This window comes from Ruegeria sp. AF3 (genome assembly GCF_056536285.1).
Window position 1 is genome coordinate 2,333,776 of sequence record NZ_JBQFJM010000001.1, and the last position, 25,169, is coordinate 2,358,944.

The 25,169-nt window shown below is 57.7% G+C and carries 26 protein-coding genes; 9 read left to right on the plus strand and 17 right to left on the minus strand.

Annotation, left to right across the window (positions count from 1 at the left end):
* Window positions 1-127: 127 nt before the first annotated feature.
* The 6 genes from ACR3FC_RS11770 to ACR3FC_RS11795 all read right to left on the minus strand — a co-directional run bounded on the left by ACR3FC_RS11770 (window position 128) and on the right by ACR3FC_RS11795 (window position 3,569).
* Window positions 128-961, minus strand: coding sequence for an EAL domain-containing protein (locus ACR3FC_RS11770; RefSeq protein ID WP_480475043.1), 834 nt, complete (start codon window positions 959-961; stop codon window positions 128-130).
* A 103-nt stretch (window positions 962-1,064) separates the two neighbouring features.
* Window positions 1,065-1,253, minus strand: a complete 189-nt coding sequence (locus ACR3FC_RS11775) for a hypothetical protein (protein ID WP_480475045.1) — start codon at window positions 1,251-1,253, stop codon at window positions 1,065-1,067.
* Window positions 1,254-1,344: 91 nt separating this feature from the next.
* Window positions 1,345-2,316 carry a sterol desaturase family protein gene (locus tag ACR3FC_RS11780; RefSeq protein WP_480475047.1) on the minus strand — a complete coding sequence of 324 codons (972 nt, stop codon included), beginning with the start codon at window positions 2,314-2,316 and terminating at the stop codon, window positions 1,345-1,347.
* A complete protein-coding gene (locus ACR3FC_RS11785; RefSeq protein WP_480475049.1) occupies window positions 2,313-2,699 on the minus strand; it encodes a hypothetical protein in 387 nt (128 codons plus the stop codon). The genes ACR3FC_RS11780 and ACR3FC_RS11785 overlap by 4 nt, the downstream gene beginning before the upstream one ends.
* A gap of 114 nt (window positions 2,700-2,813) precedes the next feature.
* The gene (locus ACR3FC_RS11790) at window positions 2,814-2,939 is read right to left on the minus strand and encodes a hypothetical protein (protein ID WP_480475051.1); all 126 of its coding nucleotides are present in this window, start codon (window positions 2,937-2,939) and stop codon (window positions 2,814-2,816) included.
* 63 nt (window positions 2,940-3,002) lie between these two features.
* Window positions 3,003-3,569 (minus strand): TlpA family protein disulfide reductase, encoded by a 567-nt coding sequence (locus ACR3FC_RS11795; protein WP_480475053.1) that lies wholly within the window; start codon window positions 3,567-3,569, stop codon window positions 3,003-3,005.
* 21 nt (window positions 3,570-3,590) lie between these two features.
* Between ACR3FC_RS11795 and argH the strand changes: the two genes are divergently transcribed.
* From argH to ACR3FC_RS11815, 4 genes are all read left to right on the plus strand, one after another.
* Window positions 3,591-4,979 carry an argininosuccinate lyase gene (gene argH, locus ACR3FC_RS11800; protein WP_480475055.1) on the plus strand — a complete coding sequence of 463 codons (1,389 nt, stop codon included), beginning with the start codon at window positions 3,591-3,593 and terminating at the stop codon, window positions 4,977-4,979.
* Window positions 4,976-5,176 (plus strand): argininosuccinate lyase, encoded by a 201-nt coding sequence (locus tag ACR3FC_RS11805; protein WP_480475057.1) that lies wholly within the window; start codon window positions 4,976-4,978, stop codon window positions 5,174-5,176. Before argH ends, ACR3FC_RS11805 begins: the two co-directional genes overlap by 4 nt.
* Window positions 5,177-5,480: 304 nt before the next feature.
* Window positions 5,481-6,746, plus strand: coding sequence for a diaminopimelate decarboxylase (gene lysA / locus ACR3FC_RS11810; protein ID WP_480475059.1), 1,266 nt, complete (start codon window positions 5,481-5,483; stop codon window positions 6,744-6,746).
* A gap of 96 nt (window positions 6,747-6,842) precedes the next feature.
* On the plus strand, window positions 6,843-9,326 hold the full coding sequence (locus ACR3FC_RS11815) for a TIGR02302 family protein (protein ID WP_480476892.1): 2,484 nt from the start codon (window positions 6,843-6,845) through the stop codon (window positions 9,324-9,326).
* Between the two features lie 3 nt (window positions 9,327-9,329).
* On the opposite strand, the gene ACR3FC_RS11820 is transcribed toward ACR3FC_RS11815, so the two are convergent.
* Window positions 9,330-10,052, minus strand: coding sequence for a zinc-ribbon domain-containing protein (locus ACR3FC_RS11820; RefSeq protein WP_480475061.1), 723 nt, complete (start codon window positions 10,050-10,052; stop codon window positions 9,330-9,332).
* Window positions 10,053-10,234: 182 nt separating this feature from the next.
* Between ACR3FC_RS11820 and ACR3FC_RS11825 the strand changes: the two genes are divergently transcribed.
* The 4 genes from ACR3FC_RS11825 to ACR3FC_RS11840 are packed head-to-tail and all read left to right on the plus strand — an operon-like array spanning window position 10,235 to window position 13,140.
* Window positions 10,235-10,912: a cell division ATP-binding protein FtsE gene (locus ACR3FC_RS11825; RefSeq protein ID WP_480476894.1), complete on the plus strand. Its 678-nt coding sequence runs from the start codon at window positions 10,235-10,237 to the stop codon at window positions 10,910-10,912.
* On the plus strand, window positions 10,909-11,808 hold the full coding sequence (locus tag ACR3FC_RS11830) for a cell division protein FtsX (protein WP_480475063.1): 900 nt from the start codon (window positions 10,909-10,911) through the stop codon (window positions 11,806-11,808). Before ACR3FC_RS11825 ends, ACR3FC_RS11830 begins: the two co-directional genes overlap by 4 nt.
* Window positions 11,808-12,548 (plus strand): lysophospholipid acyltransferase family protein, encoded by a 741-nt coding sequence (locus tag ACR3FC_RS11835; protein ID WP_480475065.1) that lies wholly within the window; start codon window positions 11,808-11,810, stop codon window positions 12,546-12,548. The genes ACR3FC_RS11830 and ACR3FC_RS11835 overlap by 1 nt, the downstream gene beginning before the upstream one ends.
* The gene (locus ACR3FC_RS11840; protein WP_480475066.1) at window positions 12,535-13,140 is read left to right on the plus strand and encodes a pyridoxamine 5'-phosphate oxidase family protein; all 606 of its coding nucleotides are present in this window, start codon (window positions 12,535-12,537) and stop codon (window positions 13,138-13,140) included. The genes ACR3FC_RS11835 and ACR3FC_RS11840 overlap by 14 nt, the downstream gene beginning before the upstream one ends.
* A 19-nt stretch (window positions 13,141-13,159) precedes the next feature.
* Here the strand turns inward: ACR3FC_RS11840 and ACR3FC_RS11845 are convergent, their stop codons facing one another.
* On the minus strand, window positions 13,160-13,753 hold the full coding sequence (locus ACR3FC_RS11845) for an NAD(P)H-dependent oxidoreductase (RefSeq protein ID WP_480475068.1): 594 nt from the start codon (window positions 13,751-13,753) through the stop codon (window positions 13,160-13,162).
* 102 nt (window positions 13,754-13,855) lie between these two features.
* Between ACR3FC_RS11845 and ACR3FC_RS11850 the strand changes: the two genes are divergently transcribed.
* Window positions 13,856-14,434 carry a TetR/AcrR family transcriptional regulator gene (locus tag ACR3FC_RS11850; protein WP_480475070.1) on the plus strand — a complete coding sequence of 193 codons (579 nt, stop codon included), beginning with the start codon at window positions 13,856-13,858 and terminating at the stop codon, window positions 14,432-14,434.
* Between the two features lie 21 nt (window positions 14,435-14,455).
* On the opposite strand, the gene lpdA is transcribed toward ACR3FC_RS11850, so the two are convergent.
* From lpdA to sucC, 9 genes are all read right to left on the minus strand, one after another.
* Window positions 14,456-15,844 (minus strand): dihydrolipoyl dehydrogenase, encoded by a 1,389-nt coding sequence (gene lpdA / locus ACR3FC_RS11855; protein ID WP_480475072.1) that lies wholly within the window; start codon window positions 15,842-15,844, stop codon window positions 14,456-14,458.
* 72 nt (window positions 15,845-15,916) lie between these two features.
* Window positions 15,917-16,186, minus strand: coding sequence for a hypothetical protein (locus tag ACR3FC_RS11860; RefSeq protein WP_480475074.1), 270 nt, complete (start codon window positions 16,184-16,186; stop codon window positions 15,917-15,919).
* Window positions 16,187-16,188: 2 nt separating this feature from the next.
* Entirely contained in the window at window positions 16,189-17,700 is a 1,512-nt protein-coding gene (gene odhB / locus ACR3FC_RS11865; protein WP_480475076.1) for a 2-oxoglutarate dehydrogenase complex dihydrolipoyllysine-residue succinyltransferase, read from the minus strand.
* A 3-nt stretch (window positions 17,701-17,703) separates the two neighbouring features.
* The gene (locus ACR3FC_RS11870; protein WP_480475078.1) at window positions 17,704-20,661 is read right to left on the minus strand and encodes a 2-oxoglutarate dehydrogenase E1 component; all 2,958 of its coding nucleotides are present in this window, start codon (window positions 20,659-20,661) and stop codon (window positions 17,704-17,706) included.
* A complete protein-coding gene (locus ACR3FC_RS11875) occupies window positions 20,658-21,200 on the minus strand; it encodes a DUF805 domain-containing protein (protein ID WP_480475080.1) in 543 nt (180 codons plus the stop codon). The genes ACR3FC_RS11870 and ACR3FC_RS11875 overlap by 4 nt, the downstream gene beginning before the upstream one ends.
* Before the next feature lie 2 nt (window positions 21,201-21,202).
* Window positions 21,203-21,898: a hypothetical protein gene (locus ACR3FC_RS11880; RefSeq protein WP_480475082.1), complete on the minus strand. Its 696-nt coding sequence runs from the start codon at window positions 21,896-21,898 to the stop codon at window positions 21,203-21,205.
* Window position 21,899: 1 nt separating this feature from the next.
* Complete coding sequence (gene sucD, locus ACR3FC_RS11885; protein ID WP_209506539.1) at window positions 21,900-22,781, minus strand: succinate--CoA ligase subunit alpha; 882 nt, start codon at window positions 22,779-22,781, stop codon at window positions 21,900-21,902.
* A 13-nt stretch (window positions 22,782-22,794) separates the two neighbouring features.
* Window positions 22,795-23,622, minus strand: a complete 828-nt coding sequence (locus ACR3FC_RS11890) for a glycosyltransferase family 25 protein (RefSeq protein ID WP_480475084.1) — start codon at window positions 23,620-23,622, stop codon at window positions 22,795-22,797.
* Window positions 23,623-23,719: 97 nt separating this feature from the next.
* A complete protein-coding gene (gene sucC, locus ACR3FC_RS11895; RefSeq protein WP_209506535.1) occupies window positions 23,720-24,913 on the minus strand; it encodes an ADP-forming succinate--CoA ligase subunit beta in 1,194 nt (397 codons plus the stop codon).
* Window positions 24,914-25,169 lie beyond the last annotated feature (256 nt).

Sequence of the window (25,169 nt, forward strand, 5' to 3'; positions counted from 1 at the left end):
TCTCGAAACAAGAGCGCCCCGTTATCCCCCGCTCAAGTACTTCTGCAATAGCGTAATGCTGCACTTGCAGCAACGGGCAGCTTGTCTCAGCTTGGGAAATGGCGGAAAAATGTCGATCACCCACGGATCAACTTGCTGTTTTTGAACTTCTTTCCTGCTTCCACGGGGGTGAAACACTGGGCGCACCGAACAAAAAGCCCTGCATGCAATCCACGCCACTTGCAAGCAAAAATGCCGCATCCTTCTGTGTTTCGACCGATTCGGCAGTGACCAGAATTTCAAACTCACGCGCCACGGCAATCAAGGCCCGCACCAAAGCCTGGTTGTCGGGGCTGTCGCTGATACCCCTGATAAACTGACCATCGATCTTTGCGGCGTCGAAGAGAAATTCGCGAAAGTGGCGGAAACTGAAGTTGCTGGCACCAAAGTCGTCCAGCGCAAAGGCGATGCCGCGATCCTGAAGGCGGTCCATGAAGTCGACCACCAATTCAGGCACCTGCATGGCAGAGCTTTCGGAGATTTCTAGGATCAGCCGTTCGCCCAACTGCGGGTCCCGTTTCAGAAACCGGTCCAGTATACCGGACCAGTTGGAATAACCGATCGAGCGGGCGGACATGTTGATCGACAGGCGGATCTGGGGGTTCTTCACCAACGTGCGCAGACCAAGTTCCAACGCGACGCAGTCGAGATCACGTCCGATCGGGGAAATTTCAACCTGCGGCATGAATTCGCGGGCGGGTATAACACGCCCTGTTTCATCCAGCACGCGAATGAACCCTTCGTAAAACGCGATGCCATGCGGCGGGTGCGCCTGAACAACTGGCTGAAAGGCCAACCGACATTGCTTGTGCTTCACAGCATCGGTTGCCATCTGAACCACCGAACGATCCCGTGTTGACACTGCTGCATTCAAAGGGGTGTCCAACCCTTCGGGAAGATTGGCGAGCTTTTTGTTTCCCATAGGCGCAGATTCTCGTGTGTCCAAAACAGGTGTTTTGACACAGTTTCGGGGCAAACAGATGAATCTGCGGTTAAAGCGTCAGAAGAAGTTGCTTAATGCGGTTTCAGCGCGCGGAATGCCCGGCACGGGCCAGTGATACCGCGGCTCCAAGTAGGGCTCCTGTCGCACCCAGAATCATCAGGACAAAACCCAGTGCGATCAACGTGCCAACAAAGCTGCCGAGCGCGGCAAGCATGGCCAGCAACAGGCCAAATAACCCGACGAAGGTCGAAATGGTTGCCAAACGTTTCATGCCGCCCCTCGCTCAATTATGCGCCACATTCAATGACCGATATGGCGTGCAAAGGCCGGAGTTCAAGTCGTAGTGGGGCCTGACAGCTGTGTCAGGCCTGTTCCGCCTGTCCTTTCGGCAGGATCTTGTCGACCTGCTCAAATCCGGGCGTTCCCCGGTCCTCGGGGTGGCGAGCCAGGTGCTTGGCTTTTATCTGTTCCGAGTTGTCGCGGCTGCCGTCGTGGCTGTAACCCGGCGGTGCGAAACAATAGGCCAGACGTTGCCGCAGTGTCAGGCCGGGCTGCGTGGCGTCGTGCCAGATGCCGACCCATTCGTGAAACGCAACGCGCAAAGGGTTGAAGGTGCCGATATTGTGAACCAGCCCGTAATCGACCCGGTCGTTTTCCTGTTCAGGCACAAATGTCCCGAACATCTTGTCCCAGATGATGAAAACTCCGGCGTAATTGCAATCCAGATACCGTGCGTTCCTGCCGTGATGCGCGCGATGATGGCTGGGGGTATTCATGATCACTTCGAACCATCGGGGCATCTTGACGATGGCCTCGGTGTGAATCCAAAACTGATAGATCAGGTTCAATCCGCCAACGAACAGAACCATGGCCGGATGGAAACCCAGCAGGATCAGCGGCGCGCGAACGACCATCATGAACGTAAAGGTATAGGTCCAAGTCTGCCGCAGAGCTGTGGTCAGATTGTAGTGCTGCGAGCTGTGGTGGTTGACATGGCTAGCCCAGACCCAGCGAATGCGATGCCCAAAACGATGTACCCAGTAATAGCGAAGATCATCCAGAACAAAGCACAGAATGATAACGGGAATTGACGTGCCAAGATCCAGAGGAGTGATCTGCCAAAGCCACATGAAAAACGCATAGGCGATAAAGCCCAGCAAAAAGCCCGACGCGATGTTCCCGGCCCCCATGATCAGCGAGGTCACCGCATCGCGCGTTTCATACCGACCGCCTTTGCCTTTGACTGCGATCCACAGGAATTCTGCCAGAATAGCAGCGATGAAAAACGGGACGGCCCATTGCACCGCATCGGGGAAGCTTACCTGGTCTGTCATACGGGCCTCATCAAGTGTTGCCAGTGCTGGCGTTCGGTCTGGTCAAGGTGAAGGGTCGCGCGCGGGGTGCTGAAGTCGTGAAACCGAACTTCGATGCCATTGGCGGTCTCAAGCCAGTCGAAATCATGGAGATGCCGCGCGACGGTGTCGGCCCCGAAGGACCAGATCAACCCGGCCCCATTCTGTGTCCACACCAGCGCCGCGTGACCGTCATGGGCGATTGTCACGTCGATCACCGTGTCATCGGGAAAATGCCGGAGCCACTGGCGTGGCGCCGTGTCCGGCGTCAGCACATGCAACTGCGACTTTCCCGTCAGATGCAGCAACAGCGTAATCCCGGCTATGCCCCCAACGACCAGCACCAATAGAATTTCCAGCGGCATTCCATCCTCCTGAGCGCAGAGTGCAAAGGAGTCGAAACACTGTCAAAGGTGGCGTCGCGTCAGCTGTGTTCCAAAACCAAGGCTTTGATCGCGGCCATCCGACAAGCAGGAATACTAGTCGGAGATCATGTAGGTTACCGGATCTCCCTTGCCCTTCTTGCGTACATCATTGGTGGTAGCAGCATCGGTGGCCATCCAAAAAACACCCGCCATCGCGGCAACTCCTGCAATAGAATTCATCAAAAATCCTCCGAGTTGAATGCCCGGAGGAAATCATGATTTGCTGCTATTAAGGCTATTTCCTCAGTTTTCTGCGCCAACAAGCGTCGAGATAATCGCCTTCGCGCTATCCGAGTTCCATTCAGCATCACCGATCAAACGCGCGATTTCCTGACCTTCGGGATTCAGAATGACCGTGATTGGCAACGCGATGATGCCAAACTCGCGCGCGGCAGCCGAGCTGAGGTCCTGATGACGCGGCAGGTTGGAGATGCCATTCTCTTCAAAGAACTTCTTGATCCCTGCTGGCGAGTTGCGGCCTGTGGCAAGGGTCAGGACCTGAAACTTGTCACCCCCAAACTCGTCCTGCAATTCGGCGATCTGCGGCATTTCTTTGCGACAGGGGGCACACCAGGTGGCCCAGAAGTTCAGCAGAACATACTTACCCTCATAATCGGCCAGCGTGCCGACACCCCCGTCATCTTCCAGCTGAAACTCGATCACTTTTGCCGGTTTGGGCTCCTTGTGCAGGATCAAACGTTTCAGGCTGTCTTCACGCAGAGGAGCCAGCGTTTCTGCATCGGTCGCAAAAGCGGCGTTTGCACCCAGCGCAAGGGCCATATAAAGGGGGATCAAACGAAATAAGCGCATATCAACTCCGGGTTTTCTTACATGACCGATCAATCCTCGAACCAGATGTGGGGCGGCCGCTTTGCCGCCGGTCCAGACGCGATCATGGAGGCGATCAATGCCTCGATCGGGTTCGATCAGCGGATGGCAGCCCAGGACATCGCAGGCTCGCGCGCCCATGCGGCCATGTTGGCTGCCACAGGCGTCATAAGTGATAGTGATGCGCAGGCCATTCGGGAAGGGCTGCTCACCGTATTGTCAGAAATCCAGAGCGGCACGTTTCAGTTCTCAACAGCGCTGGAAGACATCCACATGAATGTCGAGGCGCGGCTGAAAGAGATCATTGGCGAGCCGGCTGGCCGTTTGCACACAGGGCGTTCGCGCAACGATCAGGTGGCGACGGATTTCAAACTGTGGGTCCGGGATCAGTTTGATGCGGCGGAGTCCGGTATTCTGGCCCTGATTCGCGCGCTTTTGGCGCAGGCCGAAGCAGGCGCCGATTGGGTCATGCCGGGCTTTACCCATCTGCAAACTGCGCAACCCGTAACTTGGGGGCATCACATGATGGCCTATGTCGAGATGTTTGGCCGCGACCTGAGCCGAGTCCGCGACGCCCGTGCCCGAATGAACGAATCCCCGTTGGGGGCTGCCGCGCTGGCGGGCACATCTTTCCCCATTGACCGTCATATGACGGCGCAGGCGTTGGGCTTTGATCGTCCCGCCGCCAATTCGCTGGATGCCGTCAGCGACCGCGATTTTGCATTGGAATTCCTGTCGACCGCCTCGATCTGCGCCTTGCACCTGTCGCGTTTTGCCGAGGAATTGGTGATCTGGTCTTCGGCCCAGTTCCGTTTCGTGTCCCTGTCCGACCGGTTTTCGACCGGCTCGTCGATCATGCCGCAGAAAAAGAACCCGGATGCAGCTGAACTGATCCGCGCCAAGGTTGGGCGCATCTATGGGGCCAACACCGCGCTGATGATGGTGATGAAGGGCCTGCCGTTGGCCTATTCAAAGGACATGCAGGAAGATAAGGAACAGGTCTTTGACGCCGCCGACAACTGGATGCTGGCGCTGGCGGCGATGGAAGGGATGGTCAAGGACATGACCGCCAACCGCGACAGCCTTGCCGCCGCCGCCGGCTCGGGTTTCTCGACCGCGACGGATCTGGCCGACTGGCTGGTACGCGTGCTGGGCCTGCCGTTCCGGGATGCGCATCACGTCACCGGATCACTGGTGGCCATGGCCGAGGGTAAGGGTTGTGACCTGCCCGACCTGACACTGGACGATATGCAATCGGTCCATGGTGAAATTTCGGATGACGTCTACTCTGTCCTTGGCGTCGACAATTCGGTAAACTCGCGCCAGTCCTACGGCGGTACCGCCCCCGATCAGGTGCGGGTCCAGATCGAACGATGGAAGGCAATGGTATGACGACCGCGCTACGTGCGATCCTGATTACGGTTTCCGGCCTGGTACTGGCCGGGTGCGGGGCTGATGGTGAGCCTGACCAACCAACTGCCCCTCAGCCCACGGTCAGTGCCACAATCGGGGTTGGATCAAGCGGTGCGTATGTCGGCGGAGGTGTCGGCCTAAGTCGCGGGCCGCTGGGCATTTATCTTGGATTCTGACCGCTTTGCGTGTTGCGCCTCCGGTCCTGACACCTCATGTTGCGCGCGCGTATCGATCACCTGTCACACAAAGGAATGGTATTGAGATGAGAATTCTGGGACTGGTTTGTGCACTTGCGGTTTTGGCGGCCTGTGAGCCTTCGTCAGCGCAACGCCCGGAACCTGCGGCCGAACCAAAACAATCGGGCACCGGCATTTCTATCTCGGGCTATGGCCGAGTTGGTGTTTCAACTCAAAACTAAACCGGGACCAGGGATACGGAATCCATTGATCCGAAGTCCTTTTATGGTCTAAGCGCGCAAGCATGGATCACTTTTTGTACCGCGACGGCGCGCTTTACGCCGAGGATGTCCCCGTCTCTGAAATCGCAGCCGCGGTTGGAACACCGTTCTACGTCTATTCCACGGCTACATTGTTGCGGCATTTCAAACTGTTCGATGACGCGTTGGACTGCACCGATCATCTGATCTGCTACGCGATGAAAGCGGCCAGCAATCAGGCGATCCTTAAGACATTGGCCCAAGCAGGCGCTGGGATGGACGTGGTCTCGGGCGGAGAATATCTGCGGGCGAAGGCGGCTGGTGTTCCCGGTGACAAAATCGTGTTCTCGGGTGTAGGGAAAACAGCGGACGAGATACGCATAGCGCTGAGCGGCGGCATTCGCCAGTTCAACGTCGAGTCCGAGCCCGAGATGGAAGTGATCAACGCCATTGCGCTTGATCTTGGCGTAATAGCGCCGATCACCGTCAGGGTGAACCCGGATGTCGATGCCAGGACGCACGCTAAGATTGCCACCGGCAAGTCTGAGAACAAGTTTGGCATTCCGATTGCCCGCGCCTCGGAAGTTTACGCCCACGCCGCCAGCCTGCCGGGGCTGGAGGTGATCGGCATCGACGTTCATATTGGCTCGCAACTGACCGAACTTGAACCGTATGAGCTGGCCTACACAAAGGTGGCCGAGCTAACCGAACGCCTCCGCTCTGAAGGTCACAACATTCGGCGTCTTGATCTGGGTGGCGGTCTGGGCATTCCTTACACCCGGTCGAACAACGCACCCCCATTGCCGATTGAATATGGTGCGCTGGTCAAGAAAACACTGAGCCATCTGGGCTGTGAGATCGAGATTGAGCCCGGACGCCTGATCGCGGGCAACGCCGGGATCATGGTCAGCAAGGTGATCTATGTGAAATCAGGCGAAGGTCGCGACTTTTTGATCCTTGATGGGGCGATGAACGACCTAATCCGCCCCGCAATGTACGAAGCTTACCACGATATCGTTTCGGTGCAGGAACCTGTCGCCGGTGTGGAACAGCGCCCTTACGACATTGTCGGTCCGGTCTGCGAATCCGGGGATACCTTTGCCAAGCAGCGCAATATGCCGCCGCTGAAATCGGGTGATCTGGTCGCATTTCGCAGCGCGGGTGCATACGGTGCGGTGATGTCCAGCGAATACAACACCCGCCCGTTGATCCCCGAAGTTCTGGTGAATGGCGATCAATTTGCAGTCATTCGTGAACGGCCAAGCTTTGACGAAATCATAAACCGCGATACCATACCATCGTGGCTTTGACGCGATAACCGCGCGGGCCCGTCCCGGAGGCCCGTCTTGACCAACAGAACGAAACTGCCAATTCCGCGCCTGTCCCTGTGGCTAACCCATCTCGGTATGGTGGCTGAACAGGTGCTGCGCGCGTTCTGGCCTGCGTTCTCGATTGTTCTGGCTTTGCTCGCCGCTCTGATGCTGGGGTTGCAGGATCATCTGCCCGTTGAAATTGTCTGGGGTGCTGGTGCGCTGTCGTTGATATCTTTTGGTGCAGCATCTGTCCGGGGTGTCACGAAATTCAAACTGCCGTCCCGCGCTGATGCGCTGGCGCGGCTGGATGAGGCTCTGCCCGGTCGACCGATTCAGGCTTTGCTCGATGATCAGGCAATCGGTGCCAACGATGGGGACTCGGTTGCCTTGTGGCAGGCGCACAAAGCCCGCATGGCACAGCGTGCGGCCACTGCTGAGGCTGTGAAACCAGATCTTCGGCTTGCGTCGCACGACCCGTATGCGTTGCGCTATGCCGCTCTGCTGGCATTTGTTGTGGCGCTGATCTTTGGATCGTTGTGGCGTGTGGGTTCAGTGGCGGACATGACCCCGGGCACGGCCGTGGCTGGACAGGGTCCAACTTGGGAAGGATGGGTGGAACCCCCCAGATACACAGGTTTGCCGACCTTATATCTTGCCGACCAAACGGGGGCGGCGCTTTCTGTTCCCAAGGGCAGTCGCATCACCTTGAGACTGTACGGTGAGGTCGGCGCACATAGTCTGACCGAGAGCAGTTCTGCCAGCGGAACCGAGGCGGCAACAGACCCGGAACTGGAGTTTGTCGCCGAACGCTCGGGTCAGTTGCGCATAGATGGACCGGCGGGGCAGGACTGGTCGGTGCTGGTCATTGATGACGCGGCTCCGAAGATCGCGGTTTCCGGAACCGCCGAGTCTGAAGCGGGCGGGCAGATGAAGCTGCCATTTTCCGCCAGCGATGATTACGGCGTGGTTTCGGGCTTGGCCCGGATCGAGTTGGATCAGGCGGCGATTGACCGTCGGTACGGACTGGCGGTCGAGCCAGAGCCGCGCGAGGTGATCGAAATCGAATTACCCATGCCGATCACCGGTGACCGCGCAGATTTCACCGAAGACCTGATCGAGGATTTCTCGCAACATCCGTGGGCGCATCTGCCGGTCAGGATTACCTTGAGGGCAACAGATGCAGCGGATCAGCAAACGTCTTCGGATCCCTATGCGACGGCATTGCCAGCACGGCGCTTCTTTGATCCGCTGGCGGCAGCCGTGATTGAGCAAAGGCGCGACTTGCTTTGGTCGCGTTCCAATGCGCCTCGTGTCTCGCAAGTCCTGAGGGCTGTGTCGCACCGCCCTGAGGAACTGTTTCGTTCTGACACAGCCTATCTGCGTCTGCGGGTTGTTCTGCGGCGATTGGAAACTTTTCATCGATACGGGTTGAAACCCAAACAACAAGAGGAGATTGCACAGGCCCTATGGGACCTTGCCGTACTGATCGAGGACGGGACGCTGGCGGATGCATTGGAACGAATGCGCCGCGCGCAGGAACGTCTGACCGAAGCGATGAAGAACGGGGCCAGCGATGAAGAAATAGCGGAGTTGATGCAGGAATTGCGCGAGGCGACGCAGGATTACCTGCAGCAATTACAACGGCTGGCACAGCAAAATGGTGAAGACGGCGAGCGTCAGCCCGGCCAGAATGGTGAATCTTTGCAAATGACGCAGGATGACCTGCAACGCATGATGGACCGTATTCAGGAACTGATGGAACAAGGTCGCATGGCCGAAGCTCAGCAGGCGCTGGAAGAATTCCAGCAGATGATGGAGAACATGCGTGTAACTCAGGGTCAGGGCCAAGGGCAGCAATCTGAAGGCCAGCAGGCCATGGAAGGTCTCGCCGAAACCCTGCGCGAACAGCAGGGTCTTAGCGATCAGGCCTTTCGTGATTTGCAGGAACAGTTCAACCCCGGCGCGCAATCAGGTGAAAGCCAAGGGAACGAAGGTCGCAACGGTGGTCAAGGTCGGGGGCAAAGCCACGAAGGGCAGGGCGGACAGGGTGAAGGTTCGGATCAGGCCGGAGACGGTGAGCAGGGGCAAGGTTCGCTCGCCGACCGACAGCAAGCGTTGAGAGACGAGCTGGGTCGCCAGCAACAAGGACTGCCCGGTGTCGGCACACCCGAAGGTGACGCCGCCCGCGAAGCGCTGGATCGGGCCGGGCGTGCCATGGACGAGGCCGAGCAGGCCCTGCGTGGCGATGATCTCGCCGAAGCTATCGACCGTCAGTCCGAAGCGATGGAAGCGTTGCGCGAAGGGATGCGGTCGCTGGGTGAAGCTATGGCGCAGGAACAGCAGAACCAACCGGGGCAGGGAACACAAGACGGCGACATGCAGGCCAACAACCGCGATCCGCTGGGCCGAAACCCGGGTGCTGCGGGTTCGATTTCAACCGACGAGAACCTGTTGCAAGGCGAAGATGTCTATCGCCGGGCCCGCGAGTTGCTGGATGAAATCCGTCGCCGGACCGGTGAAACAGACCGTCCCCAGATCGAGTTGGAATACCTCAAGCGGTTGCTGGAGCGGTTCTAGCTCTCAGTTCTGCGCTCCAGATCCTGCCTGAGTTTCGAGCCAGATTCGCGCCTGATCCACCAGCGACACATATGAGCTGAGCAGCGGATCGGCCTGCGGTACGGCCTCGCTGATTTGGCGGGCATTCCCGTAGATCAGGTACAGAACCACGCCGATGATCAGCATCAGCGCAAAACCGCGCAAGAACCCGCCGGACTTGCGGGGCGCCTGCGCCACATCTTCTGCGGGGTCGGACCGCATGCTCGAGTTGATGGCATCGACATCCGGCAGTGCATCCTTTTGCCCGGCATCAACGGCGGTTTCCGAAGTTGCAGGGCGTTTGGGCCTGACCTTTGGCTCTGGTGGGGCTTCTAGGCCCAGATCGGGCTGGCTTTCCAGGCCGCCGCCTTCCTGCGCGCGCAACTCTGCTTCTCGTGCGGCTTCTTCTTTCAGGATACTGGCGACTGATGGGGCAACATTTCCTGTGGATGCAGCAGGTTTTTCAACCTCTGGCGCTGTTTTTTCTGCGGGCTCGGCGTCCTTCTGGGCCTCGACCTCGGTGTCAGGTGTATCTGCCACAACAGGCTTGTCCTCGGGCGCGTTCGGTTCAACCGTCGGCTCGGATGGATGCTTGGCCTGAAACCAGGTTTGATCGCAGTTCGAACACTGCACGTCGCGGCCTTCCTCGGGGATGACCTCGTCAGGAACTTCGTACTGCGCAGTGCAATTCGGACATGTAAGACGCATACTGCCTCCTCGACCGGGTGAAGGGCCGATAATAGTTTTTTCAGGGATGATATTCCGTTAAGACCCAACAGCAAAGGGCGTTTTCGGTTTCATAGGTCAAGTGTCACCAATTGGACTCGGTAGAGCCATTGAAACCGTCGCCCTGCTCGGGCAAGAAGAGCGGCAAAATATTGGGGGCACGTGTGATCGAGCTGGAAAATGTCAGCTATACCTACGGTGGCGGCGAGTTGCTGAGCGATGTCTCGGTTCAATTACAGCCAGGGTCGTTCCATTTTCTGACCGGGCCGTCGGGGGCGGGCAAGACGACATTGCTCAAGTTGTGTTACGGGGCGCTGTTGCCGACCTCAGGGCGTCTTAGCGTGTTTGATCAGGACGTCTCGACCCTTGATCGGGATCAGCTGGCCGTGCTGCGCCGCCGTGTCGGCGTTGTGCATCAGGATTGCCAGTTTCTTGACCATATGACGCTTGCTGAAAATGTCGCCTTGCCACTGATGGTGTCCGGGCGCGGGGAATCGTCCGGGCAAGACAATCTGACCGAACTGCTTAGCTGGGTGGGGCTTGGTGCACGTCTCGAAGCACGGCCACCGGAATTATCCGGCGGTGAACGTCAACGAGCAGCTCTGGCGCGTGCCGTCATCCTGTCGCCCGATGTCATATTGGCGGATGAACCCACGGGCAATATCGATTGGGAGATGTCGCAACGTTTGCTGCACCTGCTGGTTGAGCTGAACCGCATGGGAAAGACCGTTCTGATTGCCACCCATGACCTGAGCCTGATCCGAGCTGCAAAAAGCCATGTTCAGGCGCGTGTTTTGCGGATTTCGCAGCGAAAGCTGCATCTGGCGGGGGCAGACCTGTGACTGGGGCTGATATCCGAAACCTGCTGCGCGGCGATACCCGTGCTGACCGCGTTGTTCCGCCAACCGGCTACACCGCCCACCTGACCCTGTTTGTCGCTGGTGCCATGGCATTTCTTGCTGTTTTCGCTTTGGCTTTGTCCCTCGCCTCTGGCCGCATCGCGGATCGGTGGGCTTCGGAACTGGCGGGCGCCGTAACCTTACGCATCAATGCACCGGCCGAGCAGCTTGCTGCCCAAACAGAAGCGGCATTGACCGTCCTCAGCCAGACACCCGGTGTCGCGTCTGCCCGTGCGCTTAGCGCAGATGAACAAGCCGCGTTGCTGTCACCTTGGTTCGGGCCGGACCTGCCGTTGGATACTTTGCCAATCCCGCAGCTGATAGAGATCATCGAGGGTGAACCGGGGCTGGATGCAATCGGACTGCGATTGCGATTGGGGGCCGAGGTGCCCGGCGCGGTTCTTGATGATCACACGCGATGGCGCGAACCGCTGGTCGATGCTGCGATGTCCCTGCGTCGTCTGGGGTGGATATCAATCCTGCTGATCGGTGGCGCGACCGCTGCGATGATCACTCTTGCAGCCAACGCCTCACTTGCGGCCAATGCGCAGATTATCGAAGTTCTGCGATTGGTTGGCGCGCAGGATGGTTTCATCGCAGGTGCTTTTGTACGGCGGTTTACCTATCGCGCGTTTTTCGGCGCCTCGGTTGGGACCCTTCTGGGAATGACAGGTGTCTTGCTTTTGCCCGAAGCTTCGGATGCGGGTGGATTTCTGACCGGAGTTGGATTTCAGGGTAAAGACTGGGTGTTGCCGGTTCTTATCCCCGTCCTTGGGGCAGCCGTTGCCTTTGTTGCCACATGGGCCGCAGCCCGACGCAAGTTGAAGGAGCTTTCCTGATGTTGATGGCAATTCAGTGGGTTCGTTCCCTCATCTTCATGATTGTAATCTATGCCTGGATGCTGATCCTTGGCATCGCGTTTCTGCCTTATGCTCTGTTTTCTAAAAACGGTGCGCTGAAAGCGTGTAAAACCTACGCCAAAAGCACCATGTGGCTGGCCCGGTGGATGGTTGGTATTCGCTGCGAGGTGCGGGGCAATGCCCCGACGAATGAAGTGGTCATCGGGGCCAAACATCAGTCGTTTCTTGATATCATCATGATTTTCGACGCCATTCCGCACGGCAAGTTTATCATGAAGCGCGAGCTGTTGTTCACACCCGTTATTGGCATGTATGCGCGACGCCTTGGCTGTATCCCGGTCAATCGAGGCAAGCGCGGTGCGGCTGTGGCAAAAATGGTCAAGGACGTCTCAAAAGAGTTTTCTGAACCTGGACAGCTGGTAATCTATCCGCAGGGCACGCGTGTGGCGCCGGGCGCAAAGAAACCCTACAAGGTTGGTACGGCGATTCTGTATGAAGGCCTTGGTTTTCCGTGCGTTCCGGTTGCGACGAATGCTGGCGTGTTCTGGCCCCGCACAGGCGTTTTGCGTAAACCCGGCCTTGCCATTGTAGACTTTCTGGAGCCGATCAAACCGGGTGTTGCCCGCGATGAGTTCCTCGCGCGGTTGGAGAAAGTGATTGAAACACGCTCGAACGAGTTGATGCGCGAAGTGGGGTTTGATCCTGATGGAATTCATTGAAAAAGTAGAAGCTCTCGAGGCGTTGTACGGAACGCCAGGTGCTGCTTCGTTACGAAAGGTCGTTCGACACTTAACTCCGCTCTATCGCAAGTGGATTGAAGCCTCGCGTCTTTGCATTCTCAGTACAGTTGGTCCCGAGGGGGTGGACGGAAGCCCACGCGGGGACGATGGTGCTGTTGTGCGCGAATTGAACCAAAAAACACTGGCGCTGCCTGACTGGCGGGGAAACAACCGCCTGGACAGCTTGCGTAACATCGTTCGGGACCCGCGCGTTTCGCTGATGTTCTTTGTGCCGGGCTCTGACAATGTCGTTCGGGTGAACGGAACGGCCCGATTGACCGCAGACGCGGCATTGCGCAACCAGTTCGAAAAGGCTGGCAAGGTTCCGGCGACGGTTATCGTTGTGCAGATTGATGAAATTTACAGCCAGTGCGCGCGTGCACTGATACGCGCCCGAACTTGGACTTGTGGCGACGAAAGCAAGGACCTTCCGACGATTGGGCAGCTTCTGTCCGAGGCGTCAGAAGGTGAAGAGGGCGGCGCGCAATATGACAAAGACTGGGCTGCACGCGCCGCCAAAACAATGTGGTAGGTAACGGACGGCTGTTCAGTCAAGCTGCGGCGGCTCCGATTCTGGACACCTTTTTGATCCAGCGATCAACGCTGCCCGGTTTGGGATAGCTTGCGCCTGAAAAGTACGTAAACCGCGTTGGTTTGAAGCCAACAAACCCGAGGATCTGGCCGCGAACCTGCCGAATAAGCGCTTGCCTGTACATCAGACGCATGAACCAGCCGGGCGTGTCAGAGGTCAGGATAACGCGCGCGGTGCGTCCGGTCAGCATCGGGGCTGGAAGGCCGGCCATCGTCGTGTTGCGGGTGTCGAATGTCCGTCCAGGTATGAACATCCGATCAATCAATCCTTTGAGTTTTGCAGGCAGCCCGCCCCACCACATAGGTGTGGTCAGGACCAGATGGTCGCTCCATTCGAAGTCCTGCAACACGTGTTCCAGAACCGGTTCAAGCGGCTTGAAGTCGTGATAGTTGCCCTGACCGAAGTCAAAATCGAACTGCAGGTCGCTCAGATGGACCATTCGGACATCATGTCCGTTTTTGCGGGCTGCCTCGCCATAGGTTTCTGCGAATGTGCGTGACAAGCTGCTCTCTGCCGGGTGTCCATCGAGGATGAGGATTTTCTTGGGGTGCATTGTAGTTCTCCTAAAAATGACCACGGTCAGTTTATAGAATCAAAAAATGACCACGGTCAATATAAAATTTGACCACGGTCAAAAACTGTGCGATTGAGCGGTATGCAAAAAACGATCCAGAAACGTACGATCAAGACCCGCGCCAAGCTTCTCTCAGCTGCGGAAGAGGTTATCCGACATGGCGGATATGAAGCCTTGCGGGTGGATGAAGTTGTAAAGGCCGCGGGTGTTGCCAAGGGGACCTTCTTTGCGCATTTCCGCGACAAGGACGCGCTGATGGAAATCCTGATCGCGGACAAGCTGAATGCGTGTCTGGATCTGGCCCAATCCGGAACTCCACCCAAAACGGTACCAGAGATCATCGCTTCGCTGGAACCGGTCCACGAATTCATGACGTCCGAACGGTACGTGTTCGATCTGTTGATCAGATACTCGGGGGCAACGGCTATCGCAGATATTGGGCCGATTGCCTATTGTTTTGAACGATATTTTCGGGTCGTGATGATGTGGCTTGAAACCGCAGAGGTGCGCAAGGATGTACCATCTGAGTTGTTGGCAGAAGGCGTGCAGGCCTTTGCCATTCAGGCCATGTCCTTACAATATTGCGCGCTGCATTCAGCGACAACGTTCACAGACAGACTGGAAACATATCTGGATGCATGGCTGACCCCGGCAAGCTGATCGCCGCCGGGGTCAGGGGTGTTAGCTGTGGATCGGGCCGTCTCCGCAGGCCAGGGCGGCCTCGCGCACCGCTTCGGAATACGTCGGATGCGCGTGGCAGGTGAGGGCCAGATCCTCGGCAGAAGCACCGAATTCCATCGCCACACAGACCTCGTGGATCAGATCACCCGCGCCGGGGCCGATGATATGGGCACCCAGGATGCGATCGGTTTCCTTGTCGGCCAGAATCTTGACGAACCCGTCTGCCGCAAAATTCGCCTTGGCGCGCCCATTGCCCATAAACATGAATTTGCCAACCTTATAGGCGCGGCCCTGTTCCTTGAGCGTCGCTTCGGTCTCGCCCACATTGGCAACTTCGGGCCATGTGTAGATCACGCCCGGAATGACGCCATAGTTCACGTGCCCATGTTTGCCCGCGACCTGTTCGGCAGCGGCCATACCCTCATCTTCCGCCTTATGCGCCAGCATCGGGCCTTCGGTGACGTCGCCGATGGCATAGATACCCGGTACGTTGGTCTGCCAGTCCTTGCCCACCTTGATCTGGCCGCGCGGGGTCATCTCGACGCCCAGAGCGTCCAGTCCCAGACCATCGGAATAGGGTTTGCGGCCGGTGGCAACCAGCACAGTGTCGGCGTCGATCACATGTTCACTGTCGTCTTTGAGCAGCTTGTAAGTAACTTTGGCCTTGGTCTTGGTCGCTTCGGTTTTCTGCACCGCCGCGCCCATGACAAATGTCAGGCCCTGTTTCTTGAGAATGCGCTGGAAGGTTTTTTGCACCTCTGGGTCCATGCCCGGCGTGATCTCCTTGAGGAACTCGATCACGGTAACTTCAGCGCCCAGGCGGCTGTAAACCGATCCCAGCTCCAGACCGATCACACCCGCGCCGATCACAACCATTTTCTTCGGGATCTTGTTCAGTGACAAAGCACCGGTCGAGGTCACGACAACTTTCTCATCAACTTCAACACCGGGCAGGGAAGATGGTTCCGACCCGGATGCGATGATAATGTTCTTGGTCACGTGGACTTCATCACCCACTTTTACCTGACCTGCGGCAGGGATTGATCCCCAACCTTTCAGCCAGTCGATCTTGTTCTTTTTGAACAGGAATTCGATGCCCTTGGTGTTGCCGTCGATGACCTCGTCCTTGTAGGCCTGCATCTGCTTCCAATCGACCGAAGGCGCTTTGCCCTTCAGGCCCATCTTGGCAAAGTTATGCTCGGCCTCGTGCAGTTGGTGGCTGGCATGTAGCAGCGCCTTAGAGGGAATGCAGCCCACGTTCAGGCAAGTACCACCCAGTGTTTCGCGCCCTTCGACCACGGCGGTTTTCAAACCCAGTTGAGCGCAGCGGATCGCGCAGACATAGCCACCGGGTCCGGCGCCGATTACGATGACGTCATAATTTGCCATTACATTCTCCTAAATCGACCGGACGATCCGGCGCTTCCCCGACCCGATTTGGCGGGTCGGAAATAGTCTTTGTCAAACAGGTTCCAGCAGCTTGATCGAGATTTGGGCAATTCCGCCCCGCTCGTGATGCATTGCCAATTCTTCGGAACCAAAGAAGGCTTTGGCCTTGTCCAGGTTTGTAACCTCGAACATCGCGATAGCGTGGTCCTTTTGGTCGGGGTCGCGCCAGACGTGCAGGTCGCGGATACCCGCGGCCTTGCGCATCGGTTTGTCCTCGCGGAACACTTTCAGCCAAGCATTGAAATCGGCCACATCGGCCTGCCAGAGGACATGCGTTGCCATGCTTACAGGTCCATCAGCAGGCGGCGCGGGTCTTCCAGCGCCTCTTTCACACGGACGAGGAAGGTCACGGCACCTTTGCCATCGACGATCCGGTGGTCATAGGACAGGGCCAGATACATCATCGGGCGGATCTTGATCTCACCATTGATGACCATCGGACGGTCCTGGATCTTGTGCATGCCCAGAATACCCGACTGCGGGGGGTTCAGGATCGGCGAGGACATCAGCGAGCCATAGACACCACCATTCGAGATGGTGAAGGTGCCACCTTGCATCTCAGCCATGCTCAGCTTGCCGTCACGGGCGCGCTTGCCCTTTTCGGCGATCGCTTTTTCGATCGCGGCAAAGGACATGCTGTCCGCATCACGGATGACTGGCACGACCAGACCCTGCGGCGTCCCGGCGGCGACACCCATATGCACGAAGTTCTTGTAGACGATGTCGGTTCCGTCAATCTCGGCATTGACCTCGGGCACTTCTTTCAGGGCATGGCAGCAGGCCTTGGTGAAGAAGGACATAAAGCCCAGCCTTACGCCGTGCTTCTTCTCGAACTGGTCCTTGTACTGATTGCGCAGGGCCATGACCTCGGTCATGTCCACCTCGTTGTAGGTGGTCAGGATCGCGGCTGTGTTCTGTGCATCTTTCAGACGCTTGGCGATTGTCTGACGCAGGCGGGTCATCCGCACGCGTTCTTCGCGTGCCTCGTCCTCGGCAGCCACAGGGGCGCGCGGGGCTTGGGCCACAGGGGTGGGGGCAGCCGCCACAGGTGCCGGGGCCGAAACTGCTGCAACGGCTTTGGCCACGTCCTCCTTCATGATGCGACCGTCGCGGCCTGTTCCGGTGACCTGATCAGCTGACAGTCCGGCTTCGGCCATTGCCTTCTGGGCTGACGGCGCGTTTGCGATGTCTTTTCCTGTGCTGGTTGCTGCGGGCGCAGCCGCCGCTGCCTGGGCCGGCGCGGCTGCTGCACCAACGGCTGCTCCGGAGATGACAGCCAGCTTGGCAGCCGCATCCACGGTCGAACCTTCTGGAGCAACGATTTCTGCAAGAACACCCGAAGTCGGTGCGGGAACTTCAACCGAGACTTTATCGGTTTCCAATTCGCACAGCATCTCGTCCTGCGCGACGTTGTCGCCAACCTTTTTGAACCAGGTCGAAACGGTTGCTTCCGCCACAGACTCACCAAGTGTCGGCACCATCACGTCAACCGACCCAACCGATGCGGCGGGTGCAGCTGCCGGTGCTGCGGATGCCGCCGGGGCAGGGGCTGCGCCTTCGCCAGCCGCAATCGTTGCCAGCAAGGCGTCAACACCGACGGTTTCGCCTTCGGCTGCCACGATTTCACCCATTACACCCGCTGCGGGTGAAGGAACCTCAACGGTGACCTTGTCTGTCTCCAGCTCACACAGCATCTCATCCATGGCGACCGCATCACCGGGCTTTTTGAACCAGGTTGCAACTGTGGCTTCGGTGACCGATTCGCCAAGCGTGGGAACACGAACTTCAATCGTCATCGCTTACTTTCCTTCAATGCTCAGCGCTTCGTTTACCAGCGCTTCTTGTTGGGCTTTGTGTTGGCTGGCCAGCCCCGTTGCGGGCGAGGCCGATGTGGCGCGACCGGCATAGGTCGGGCGCGTGTGTTTTGCATCGATACGGGACAGGACCCATTCAATGTTGGGTTCAATAAAGGTCCACGCACCCTGGTTCTTGGGCTCTTCCTGACACCAGACCATCTCGGCATTCTTGAACCGTTCGAGTTCGTTGATCAGTGAATGTGCCGGGAACGGATAGAATTGTTCGATCCGCATCAGGTAGATGTCGTCGATACCACGCGCATCGCGTTCCTCCAACAGGTCGAAATAGACCTTGCCGGAACACATGACGACGCGCTTGATCTTGTCATCGGCCACCAGCTTGGTGTCAGAGTTGCCTTTTTGCGCGTCATCCCACAGCACCCGGTGGAAGCTGGAGCCTGTGGTGAAGTCATCCGCCGTGCTGACGGCCAGCTTGTGACGCAACAGCGACTTCGGCGTCACTAGGATCAGTGGTTTCCGGAAGGTCCGGTGCAACTGACGGCGCAGGATGTGGAAATAGTTCGCGGGTGTCGTACAATTCGCCACGATCCAGTTGTCCTGACCGCACATTTGCAGGAACCGTTCCAAACGCGCTGACGAGTGTTCTGGGCCTTGCCCTTCAAAGCCATGCGGCAGCAGTGTGACCAGACCGGACATCCGCAGCCACTTGCTTTCACCCGAGCTGATGAACTGATCGAACATGATCTGCGCACCGTTGGCAAAGTCGCCGAACTGCGCCTCCCACAGAACCAGAGCGTTCGGTTCTGCAAGCGAATAGCCGTATTCGAAACCCAGCACCGCGTATTCCGACAGCATCGAATCAATGACATCGTATTGGGATTGCCCGGCACGGATGTTGTTGAGCGGGTAATACCGTTCTTCGGTTTCCTGATGAACAAACCCAGAGTGACGCTGGCTGAACGTGCCCCGTGTTGCATCCTGTCCGGCCAGACGCACGGGATATCCTTCGGTCAGTAACGAGCCAAACGCCAGAGCCTCGCCCGTGGCCCAGTCGAAGCCTGCACCGGTCTCGAACATCTGTTTCTTATGTTCCAGCAACCGCTCAACGGTTTTGTGCATTGCGAAATCGTCAGGAGCCTTGGTCAGCGCGGCTCCGATTTCCGCCAGTGTCTCTGCCGAGATCGCTGTTTCACCCCGGACATAATCATCCTTGTTCCTGTCCAGATGCGACCAGCGCCCATCCAGCCAGTCGGCCTTGTTGGGTTTATAGTCCTTCCCGGCCTCGAATTCGTCGTTCAGATGGGCCTGAAAGGCGGCCTTCATATCTTCGATCTCACCCTCGGGGATCAGCCCGTCCTTGACCAGCCGCTCGGTATACAAGGAAAGCGTTGTCTTATGGGTTTTGATCTTCTTGTACATGATCGGGTTGGTGAACATGGGCTCATCGCCCTCGTTATGGCCAAACCGGCGATAGCAGAAGATGTCCAGAACCACGTCTTTATGGAACTTCTGGCGGAACTCGGTCGCCACCTTCGCGGCGTGAACTACCGCCTCGGGGTCGTCGCCGTTCACATGGAAGATCGGGGCCTCGACCATCAGCGCGATATCGGTGGGATAGGGGCTCGAGCGGCTGAAATGCGGCGCGGTAGTGAACCCGATCTGGTTGTTGACCACGATGTGCATGGTGCCGCCGGTTCTGTGCCCTTTCAGGCCGGACAGGCCAAAGCCCTCGGCCACAACACCCTGACCGGCAAAGGCCGCGTCACCGTGCAGCAATATCGCCATGACCCTGGTACGGTCCGTGTCGCCCAGTTGGTCTTGCTTGGCGCGAACCTTACCCAGAACTACCGGGTTTACCGCCTCAAGGTGAGAGGGGTTGGCGGTCAATGACAGGTGCACACTGTTGCCATCGAATTCGCGATCGCTGGAGGCGCCGAGGTGATATTTCACATCGCCAGAGCCGTCCACGTCCTCTGGCTTAAAGCTACCGCCCTGGAATTCGTTGAAAATCGCGCGATAAGGCTTGCCCATCACGTTGGCCAGAATGTTCAGGCGACCCCGGTGCGGCATCCCGATGACGATGTCACTGAGGCCAAGCGCGCCACCGCGCTTGATGATCTGTTCCATCGCCGGGATTAGCGCCTCGCCACCGTCCAGACCGAACCGCTTGGTGCCCATGTACTTGACGTGCAGGAACTTCTCAAAGCCCTCGGCCTCGACCATCTTGTTCAGGATCGCCTTGCGGCCTTCCTTGGTGAACGCGATTTCCTTGCCATAGCCCTCGATCCGCTCCTTCAGCCACGCGGCCTCTTCCGGGTTCGAGATATGCATGTATTGCAGCGCAAAGGTGCCGCAATATGTGCGTTTCACGATCTCAACGATCTGCCGCATCGAAGCGACCTGCAATCCCAGCACGTTGTCGATAAAGATCGGGCGATCCATGTCGGCATCGGTGAAACCGTAAGTCTTCGGGTCCAGCTCAGGATGCGTGCTGGCAGCGCGCATGCCCAGCGGGTCCAGATCCGCGGCCAGATGGCCCCGGATGCGATAGGCCCGGATCAGCATCAGTGCTCGCAAACTGTCCAGCACGGCGCGTTTGATCTGGTCGTCGCTGACCTCAGCCCCTTTTTCAGCCGCCTTGTCCTTGATCTTCTTGCCCGCCGCTTTGGCGTCAATCTCGGCCCATTCACCAGTCAGCGCACCAGTCAGGTCGTCTGCTGGCATCGGCGGCCAGTCGGTGCGCGCCCAGGACGGACCTTCGGCTTCGCGTTGAACATCGGGGGCATCATCGCCCATGGCATCAAAGAACGCGCCCCATGCGGCGTCCACCGCACCGGGGTTCTTTGTGTATTGCGCATAAAGCTGCTCCAGATATTCGGCATTATGCCCCTGCATGAAGCTTGAGGCATGAAAGGCGGAATTGGGCGAATGTTCGGTCATAGGGCTACCTCTGTTGGGTTGGGACCGTATTGATTGGTGCCTGGCTGGCTGGGGCGTGTCAGCCACCATAGAACCAGGAGGGGCGACACGACCAGTACCAGTAGTGTCGGAAGAACGATGAGCAACGTGGCGCGGGTGAACAGGATATCCAGCCTGCCACCATGCTGGAAATGAGAGGCCAAGCCGATACCGAAAACGAGCACAGCTCCGGCGCCAAGGATCAACAGAATCGGCAGCAGAGCATACAGCCCGCTGCGCCCGGTATCGTGCATCCGCCGGAAAGCAACTGCCAGATGGGGAAAGAAGACGATCAGGCTGACGATGCCCTGCACCGGTTGCGAGGACGTGGCCGACACGGATTTCGAGGTTTCGGTTTCCGTCACCGCGACCTGCGTGAAGAACTGCCAGTCGATGATCCCAGCGATGATGTTCCAGATCACGATGAACAGAAAAAAGAACCAGTATTCGGGCCGCGAAGCACGGCCCGAAAAGGTGAAGAACTTGGAGAAGCAGGTGCGTATGGCGTCGGAGAAGGTCATGTTTACTCGTTGACCTCTGGCGCGACTAATTGCTGAGAGGTTCGCCTGATTTGGGTCCAGTAGACGGGCGCGTTAGGACCAAAGACCTCAAAGGCATCCGGCAATAATTCTACGTAGAGTAACCCGTCGGTGCGTCTTGGCTCACCTTTTCTGAAACTGACATTGTATGCTCGAGAAGCGGGTGTCACTTTCGTTCCATAAGCTTCTTCTGCAACCGCTGCCGATATAAACTCTGATGTAATCTGGCTTTTTTTCATCAAGTGGTAGCACAAATCAAAATAGAAACGGTTGGCTTCTGCGCCTTTGATTGCAGTGGTGCCTGCGATTATGATCTCCTCACCTTTTGGGTCGACTAAAATGTCCGGGCGGCTCGTATACGCATCAAAATATAGCTCCTTTATATCGCCAGTGTACCAGTTGAGGACCTCGAGACGTTTCTCTGCCCAATCTAGGCCATTTTCCCAGAAATAAGTGTTAAGAATACCTATCCATTGTTCGGATAACATAGCCGATCTTTGAGTTGCGTCATCCGCGTCGATCCAGCTCTCTTGACGCAGCCGGGATACGATTTCCCGGCTGTCAATTTCAGTCTCACTGCAAACAGACTCGGGCCAATTGAGTTCATCGGCAGCCAGCGCGTTTGCTGATAAGCAAAGCGCTGCCGCGACCAATCCACCATAGAGTCTGCGAGCGGGCATCTTACCCAATCGCTTCCAACACAGCCTCTCCCAGCTGCGCCGGGCTTTCAGCCACGACGATACCGGCCGAGCGCATGGCTTCGATCTTGTCCTCGGCACCGCCCTTGCCGCCGGCGACGATCGCGCCCGCGTGGCCCATGCGGCGGCCCGGAGGGGCCGTGCGGCCTGCGATGAAGCCTGCAACTGGCTTCTTGCGGCCTTTCTTGGCCTCATCTGCCAGGAACTGCGCGGCTTCTTCCTCGGCCGAACCACCAATCTCGCCAATCATGATGATCGAAGTGGTTTCGTCATCTGCCAGGAACCATTCCAGCACGTCGATATGCTCAGTCCCTTTGATCGGGTCGCCGCCAATGCCCACACAGGTGGACTGGCCCAGTCCTACGTCCGTTGTCTGTTTCACGGCTTCATAAGTAAGCGTACCCGAGCGGGAAACGACACCCACGCTCCCGCGTTTGTGAATATGGCCGGGCATGATTCCGATCTTGCAGGCGTCAGGCGTGATGACACCGGGGCAGTTCGGGCCAATCAGGCGCGACTTGCTGCCTTCCAGCGCGCGTTTCACTTTCATCATGTCCAAAACCGGGATACCTTCGGTGATGCAGACAATCACTTCCATCTCGGCATCAATCGCTTCGAGGATCGAATCCGCCGCGAATGGGGGCGGTACGTAGATCACCGATGCGTTAGCTTCGGTCACGTGCTTGGCCTCGTGGACCGAGTTGAACACGGGAAGGCCCAGATGCTCCATCCCGCCTTTGCCGGGGGTCACGCCGCCGACCATCTTGGTGCCATAGGCAATAGCCTGTTCGCTGTGGAATGTACCTTGCGAGCCGGTAAAGCCCTGACAGATCACTTTGGTGTTTTCATCGATGAGGACTGCCATTTTGTCCCTTTCTCTAGGCGGTGTGGGATTGATAGGGTTCAGCCGCTGGAAGAACCTGCGGCGCATAGGTGATTTTCTGAAGCGTGGCGCGACCAAGGGCCAGATCGGCCATCGTGCGCAGGCCGCTGCTGATTTCGGCGATACCGCGCCTGATTTTTTGGCGGACCAGCGGCCAGCCCGTAGGGCGTGCGCGGTGGGCACCCATCTGGATTTCGCCCGGCGCATCGTTGCCTTGCTCGACCATGGCAGGGATCACCTGATAGACATTGACCCGACGCGCCGCGGGCGAGGCTGACGGGTTGAACAACAGGCCATCCAGTGCGATGTCATAAGGCTTTTGCGCCAGAAAATGTTCTGCTGCTTTTCGGGTCAACGCATATGCGGCACCGCCAGGGTGGCGCGAGCGCATCAGGCACAGCTCCCGACCCAGATGGGGTAAACGCTTGCGCCCAAGTGCGAGGTAAAACTTTGTACTGCGCCAGCGTTCGAACCGCACGATATCGGCATCCTCTGGCCACCAGGACGCATCGTTCAACCAATCCGCCAGTTCTGGCGACAGGAAAACATCATCCTCAAGTATCAAGGCCTGTTCCGCGCCAGAGGCGACAACGTCCTCCCACGCTTTGGCATGGCTTAGGGTGCAGGCCATGTCCTTGGTATGGAAATAACCCCAAGGTCCCTCGGACCGGCATTCACGCAGAAAATCCTCACGGGTGGCGGCGTCGCAATCAACAGCGTTGACGCGCGTCGCCGACAGGCCTGCCTTTTGCAGCTCCTGCGCCATCAAACGCGCCCGCCCGGTGGCGCGTTCAAGACCTATGAGGAAGATGGGGATGGACATCAGATCGATTGTTTCTTTCGATTTCCCGCGTGAAATGGATAAAGTTGGATTGTAGTTGCCGTGGGGTCGGCCTGTAGCCCACTCCACAGCAACTTGCTTACCCCTTAACCGCCTTGACGATCTTCTCGGCACCGTCTTTCAGGTTGTCCGCCGCGATCACGTCCAGACCCGAGTTGTTGATGATTTCTTTGCCTTTCTCGACATTGGTGCCTTCCAGTCGCACGACAAGCGGAACCTGCAGACCGACCTCTTTCACCGCAGCCACCACGCCCTCGGCGATGACGTCACAGCGCATGATGCCGCCGAAGATATTGACCAGAATGCCTTTGACCTGCGGGTCCGAGGTGATGATCTTGAACGCTTCGGTCACCTTCTCTTTGGTTGCACCGCCACCCACGTCGAGGAAGTTGGCAGGTTCGGCACCATACAGTTTGATGATGTCCATCGTAGCCATCGCCAGACCGGCACCGTTCACCATGCAGCCAATCTCACCATCCAGTGCGATGTAGTTCAGGTCGTATTTGCTGGCTTCCAGTTCCTTGGGATCTTCCTCGGTCGTGTCGCGCAGTTCGGAAATATCGGGGTGACGGTAGACCGCGTTGCCGTCAAAGCCAACCTTGGCATCCAGCACTTTCAGGTCGCCACTGTCGGATACGATCAGTGGGTTAATCTCCAGCATCTCCATATCCTTCTCGACGAAGGCCTTGTAGAGGATGCCCATAAGCCTGACACATTGCTTGACCTGCGCGCCCTCCAAACCCAGCGAAAACGCGATGCGGCGGCCGTGGTAAGGTTGGTAACCGGTGGCCGGGTCAACCGAGAAGGACAGGATTTTCTCGGGCGTCGCGGCAGCAACCTCTTCGATGTCCATACCGCCTTCCGTCGAGCAGACAAACGAGATACGGCTGGTCTGACGATCTACCAGCAGGGCCAGGTACAGTTCACGCTCGATGCCGGAACCGGCTTCGATATAGATGCGATTGACCTGCTTGCCTGCCGGACCCGTCTGATGGGTGACCAGAGTGCGACCCAGCATCTTCTTGGCTTCTTCGGCCGCTTCTTCGACCGACTTCGTCAGACGGACACCGCCCTTTTCACCTGCATCGGCCTCTTTGAAGGATCCTTTGCCGCGGCCGCCCGCGTGTATCTGCGCCTTGACGACCCAAAGCGGCCCATCCAGTTCACCGGCTGCGGTTTTGGCTTCCTCGGCGCGCAGCACGGCGCGACCATCGGAGACCGGAGCGCCGTAGCTGCGAAGAAGAGCCTTGGCCTGATATTCGTGAATGTTCATCGAAATTGTCCCGTCTGACTGCGTTTAACCGTTATAGGCGTGTCTAGCGGGCAAATTTAAAGGGTTTTTTGACCTGAGACGGGAAATTGTCGAAGATTTTCAACATTTGTGATCACAGGTTTTTAGGGTGTGATCACAAAAATTCAAGTGCCATCGATTGATTCGATATTCCTGCACAGTTTTTTGAAATCACATTCAAAAAAAGGGATTTGCGACGTTTGCGCCAACATATGCGGCCGGGGTCCGCGGTGGAAAA

Excerpts from the sequence above, each read along its gene's own strand:
- ACR3FC_RS11770 (WP_480475043.1), bottom strand. The coding sequence starts at position 961 with ATGGGAAACAAAAAGCTCGCCAATCTTCCCGAAGGGTTGGACACCCCT.
- ACR3FC_RS11775 (WP_480475045.1), bottom strand. The coding sequence starts at position 1,253 with ATGAAACGTTTGGCAACCATTTCGACCTTCGTCGGGTTATTTGGCCTG.
- ACR3FC_RS11780 (WP_480475047.1), bottom strand. The coding sequence starts at position 2,316 with ATGACAGACCAGGTAAGCTTCCCCGATGCGGTGCAATGGGCCGTCCCG.
- ACR3FC_RS11785 (WP_480475049.1), bottom strand. The coding sequence starts at position 2,699 with ATGCCGCTGGAAATTCTATTGGTGCTGGTCGTTGGGGGCATAGCCGGG.
- ACR3FC_RS11790 (WP_480475051.1), bottom strand. The coding sequence starts at position 2,939 with ATGAATTCTATTGCAGGAGTTGCCGCGATGGCGGGTGTTTTTTGGATG.
- ACR3FC_RS11795 (WP_480475053.1), bottom strand. The coding sequence starts at position 3,569 with ATGCGCTTATTTCGTTTGATCCCCCTTTATATGGCCCTTGCGCTGGGT.
- argH (WP_480475055.1), top strand. The coding sequence starts at position 3,591 with ATGACCGATCAATCCTCGAACCAGATGTGGGGCGGCCGCTTTGCCGCC.
- ACR3FC_RS11805 (WP_480475057.1), top strand. The coding sequence starts at position 4,976 with ATGACGACCGCGCTACGTGCGATCCTGATTACGGTTTCCGGCCTGGTA.
- lysA (WP_480475059.1), top strand. The coding sequence starts at position 5,481 with ATGGATCACTTTTTGTACCGCGACGGCGCGCTTTACGCCGAGGATGTC.
- ACR3FC_RS11815 (WP_480476892.1), top strand. The coding sequence starts at position 6,843 with ATGGTGGCTGAACAGGTGCTGCGCGCGTTCTGGCCTGCGTTCTCGATT.
- ACR3FC_RS11820 (WP_480475061.1), bottom strand. The coding sequence starts at position 10,052 with ATGCGTCTTACATGTCCGAATTGCACTGCGCAGTACGAAGTTCCTGAC.
- ACR3FC_RS11835 (WP_480475065.1), top strand. The coding sequence starts at position 11,808 with ATGTTGATGGCAATTCAGTGGGTTCGTTCCCTCATCTTCATGATTGTA.
- ACR3FC_RS11840 (WP_480475066.1), top strand. The coding sequence starts at position 12,535 with ATGGAATTCATTGAAAAAGTAGAAGCTCTCGAGGCGTTGTACGGAACG.
- ACR3FC_RS11845 (WP_480475068.1), bottom strand. The coding sequence starts at position 13,753 with ATGCACCCCAAGAAAATCCTCATCCTCGATGGACACCCGGCAGAGAGC.
- ACR3FC_RS11850 (WP_480475070.1), top strand. The coding sequence starts at position 13,856 with ATGCAAAAAACGATCCAGAAACGTACGATCAAGACCCGCGCCAAGCTT.
- lpdA (WP_480475072.1), bottom strand. The coding sequence starts at position 15,844 with ATGGCAAATTATGACGTCATCGTAATCGGCGCCGGACCCGGTGGCTAT.
- ACR3FC_RS11860 (WP_480475074.1), bottom strand. The coding sequence starts at position 16,186 with ATGGCAACGCATGTCCTCTGGCAGGCCGATGTGGCCGATTTCAATGCT.
- odhB (WP_480475076.1), bottom strand. The coding sequence starts at position 17,700 with ATGACGATTGAAGTTCGTGTTCCCACGCTTGGCGAATCGGTCACCGAA.
- ACR3FC_RS11870 (WP_480475078.1), bottom strand. The coding sequence starts at position 20,661 with ATGACCGAACATTCGCCCAATTCCGCCTTTCATGCCTCAAGCTTCATG.
- ACR3FC_RS11875 (WP_480475080.1), bottom strand. The coding sequence starts at position 21,200 with ATGACCTTCTCCGACGCCATACGCACCTGCTTCTCCAAGTTCTTCACC.
- ACR3FC_RS11880 (WP_480475082.1), bottom strand. The coding sequence starts at position 21,898 with ATGCCCGCTCGCAGACTCTATGGTGGATTGGTCGCGGCAGCGCTTTGC.
- sucD (WP_209506539.1), bottom strand. The coding sequence starts at position 22,781 with ATGGCAGTCCTCATCGATGAAAACACCAAAGTGATCTGTCAGGGCTTT.
- ACR3FC_RS11890 (WP_480475084.1), bottom strand. The coding sequence starts at position 23,622 with ATGTCCATCCCCATCTTCCTCATAGGTCTTGAACGCGCCACCGGGCGG.
- sucC (WP_209506535.1), bottom strand. The coding sequence starts at position 24,913 with ATGAACATTCACGAATATCAGGCCAAGGCTCTTCTTCGCAGCTACGGC.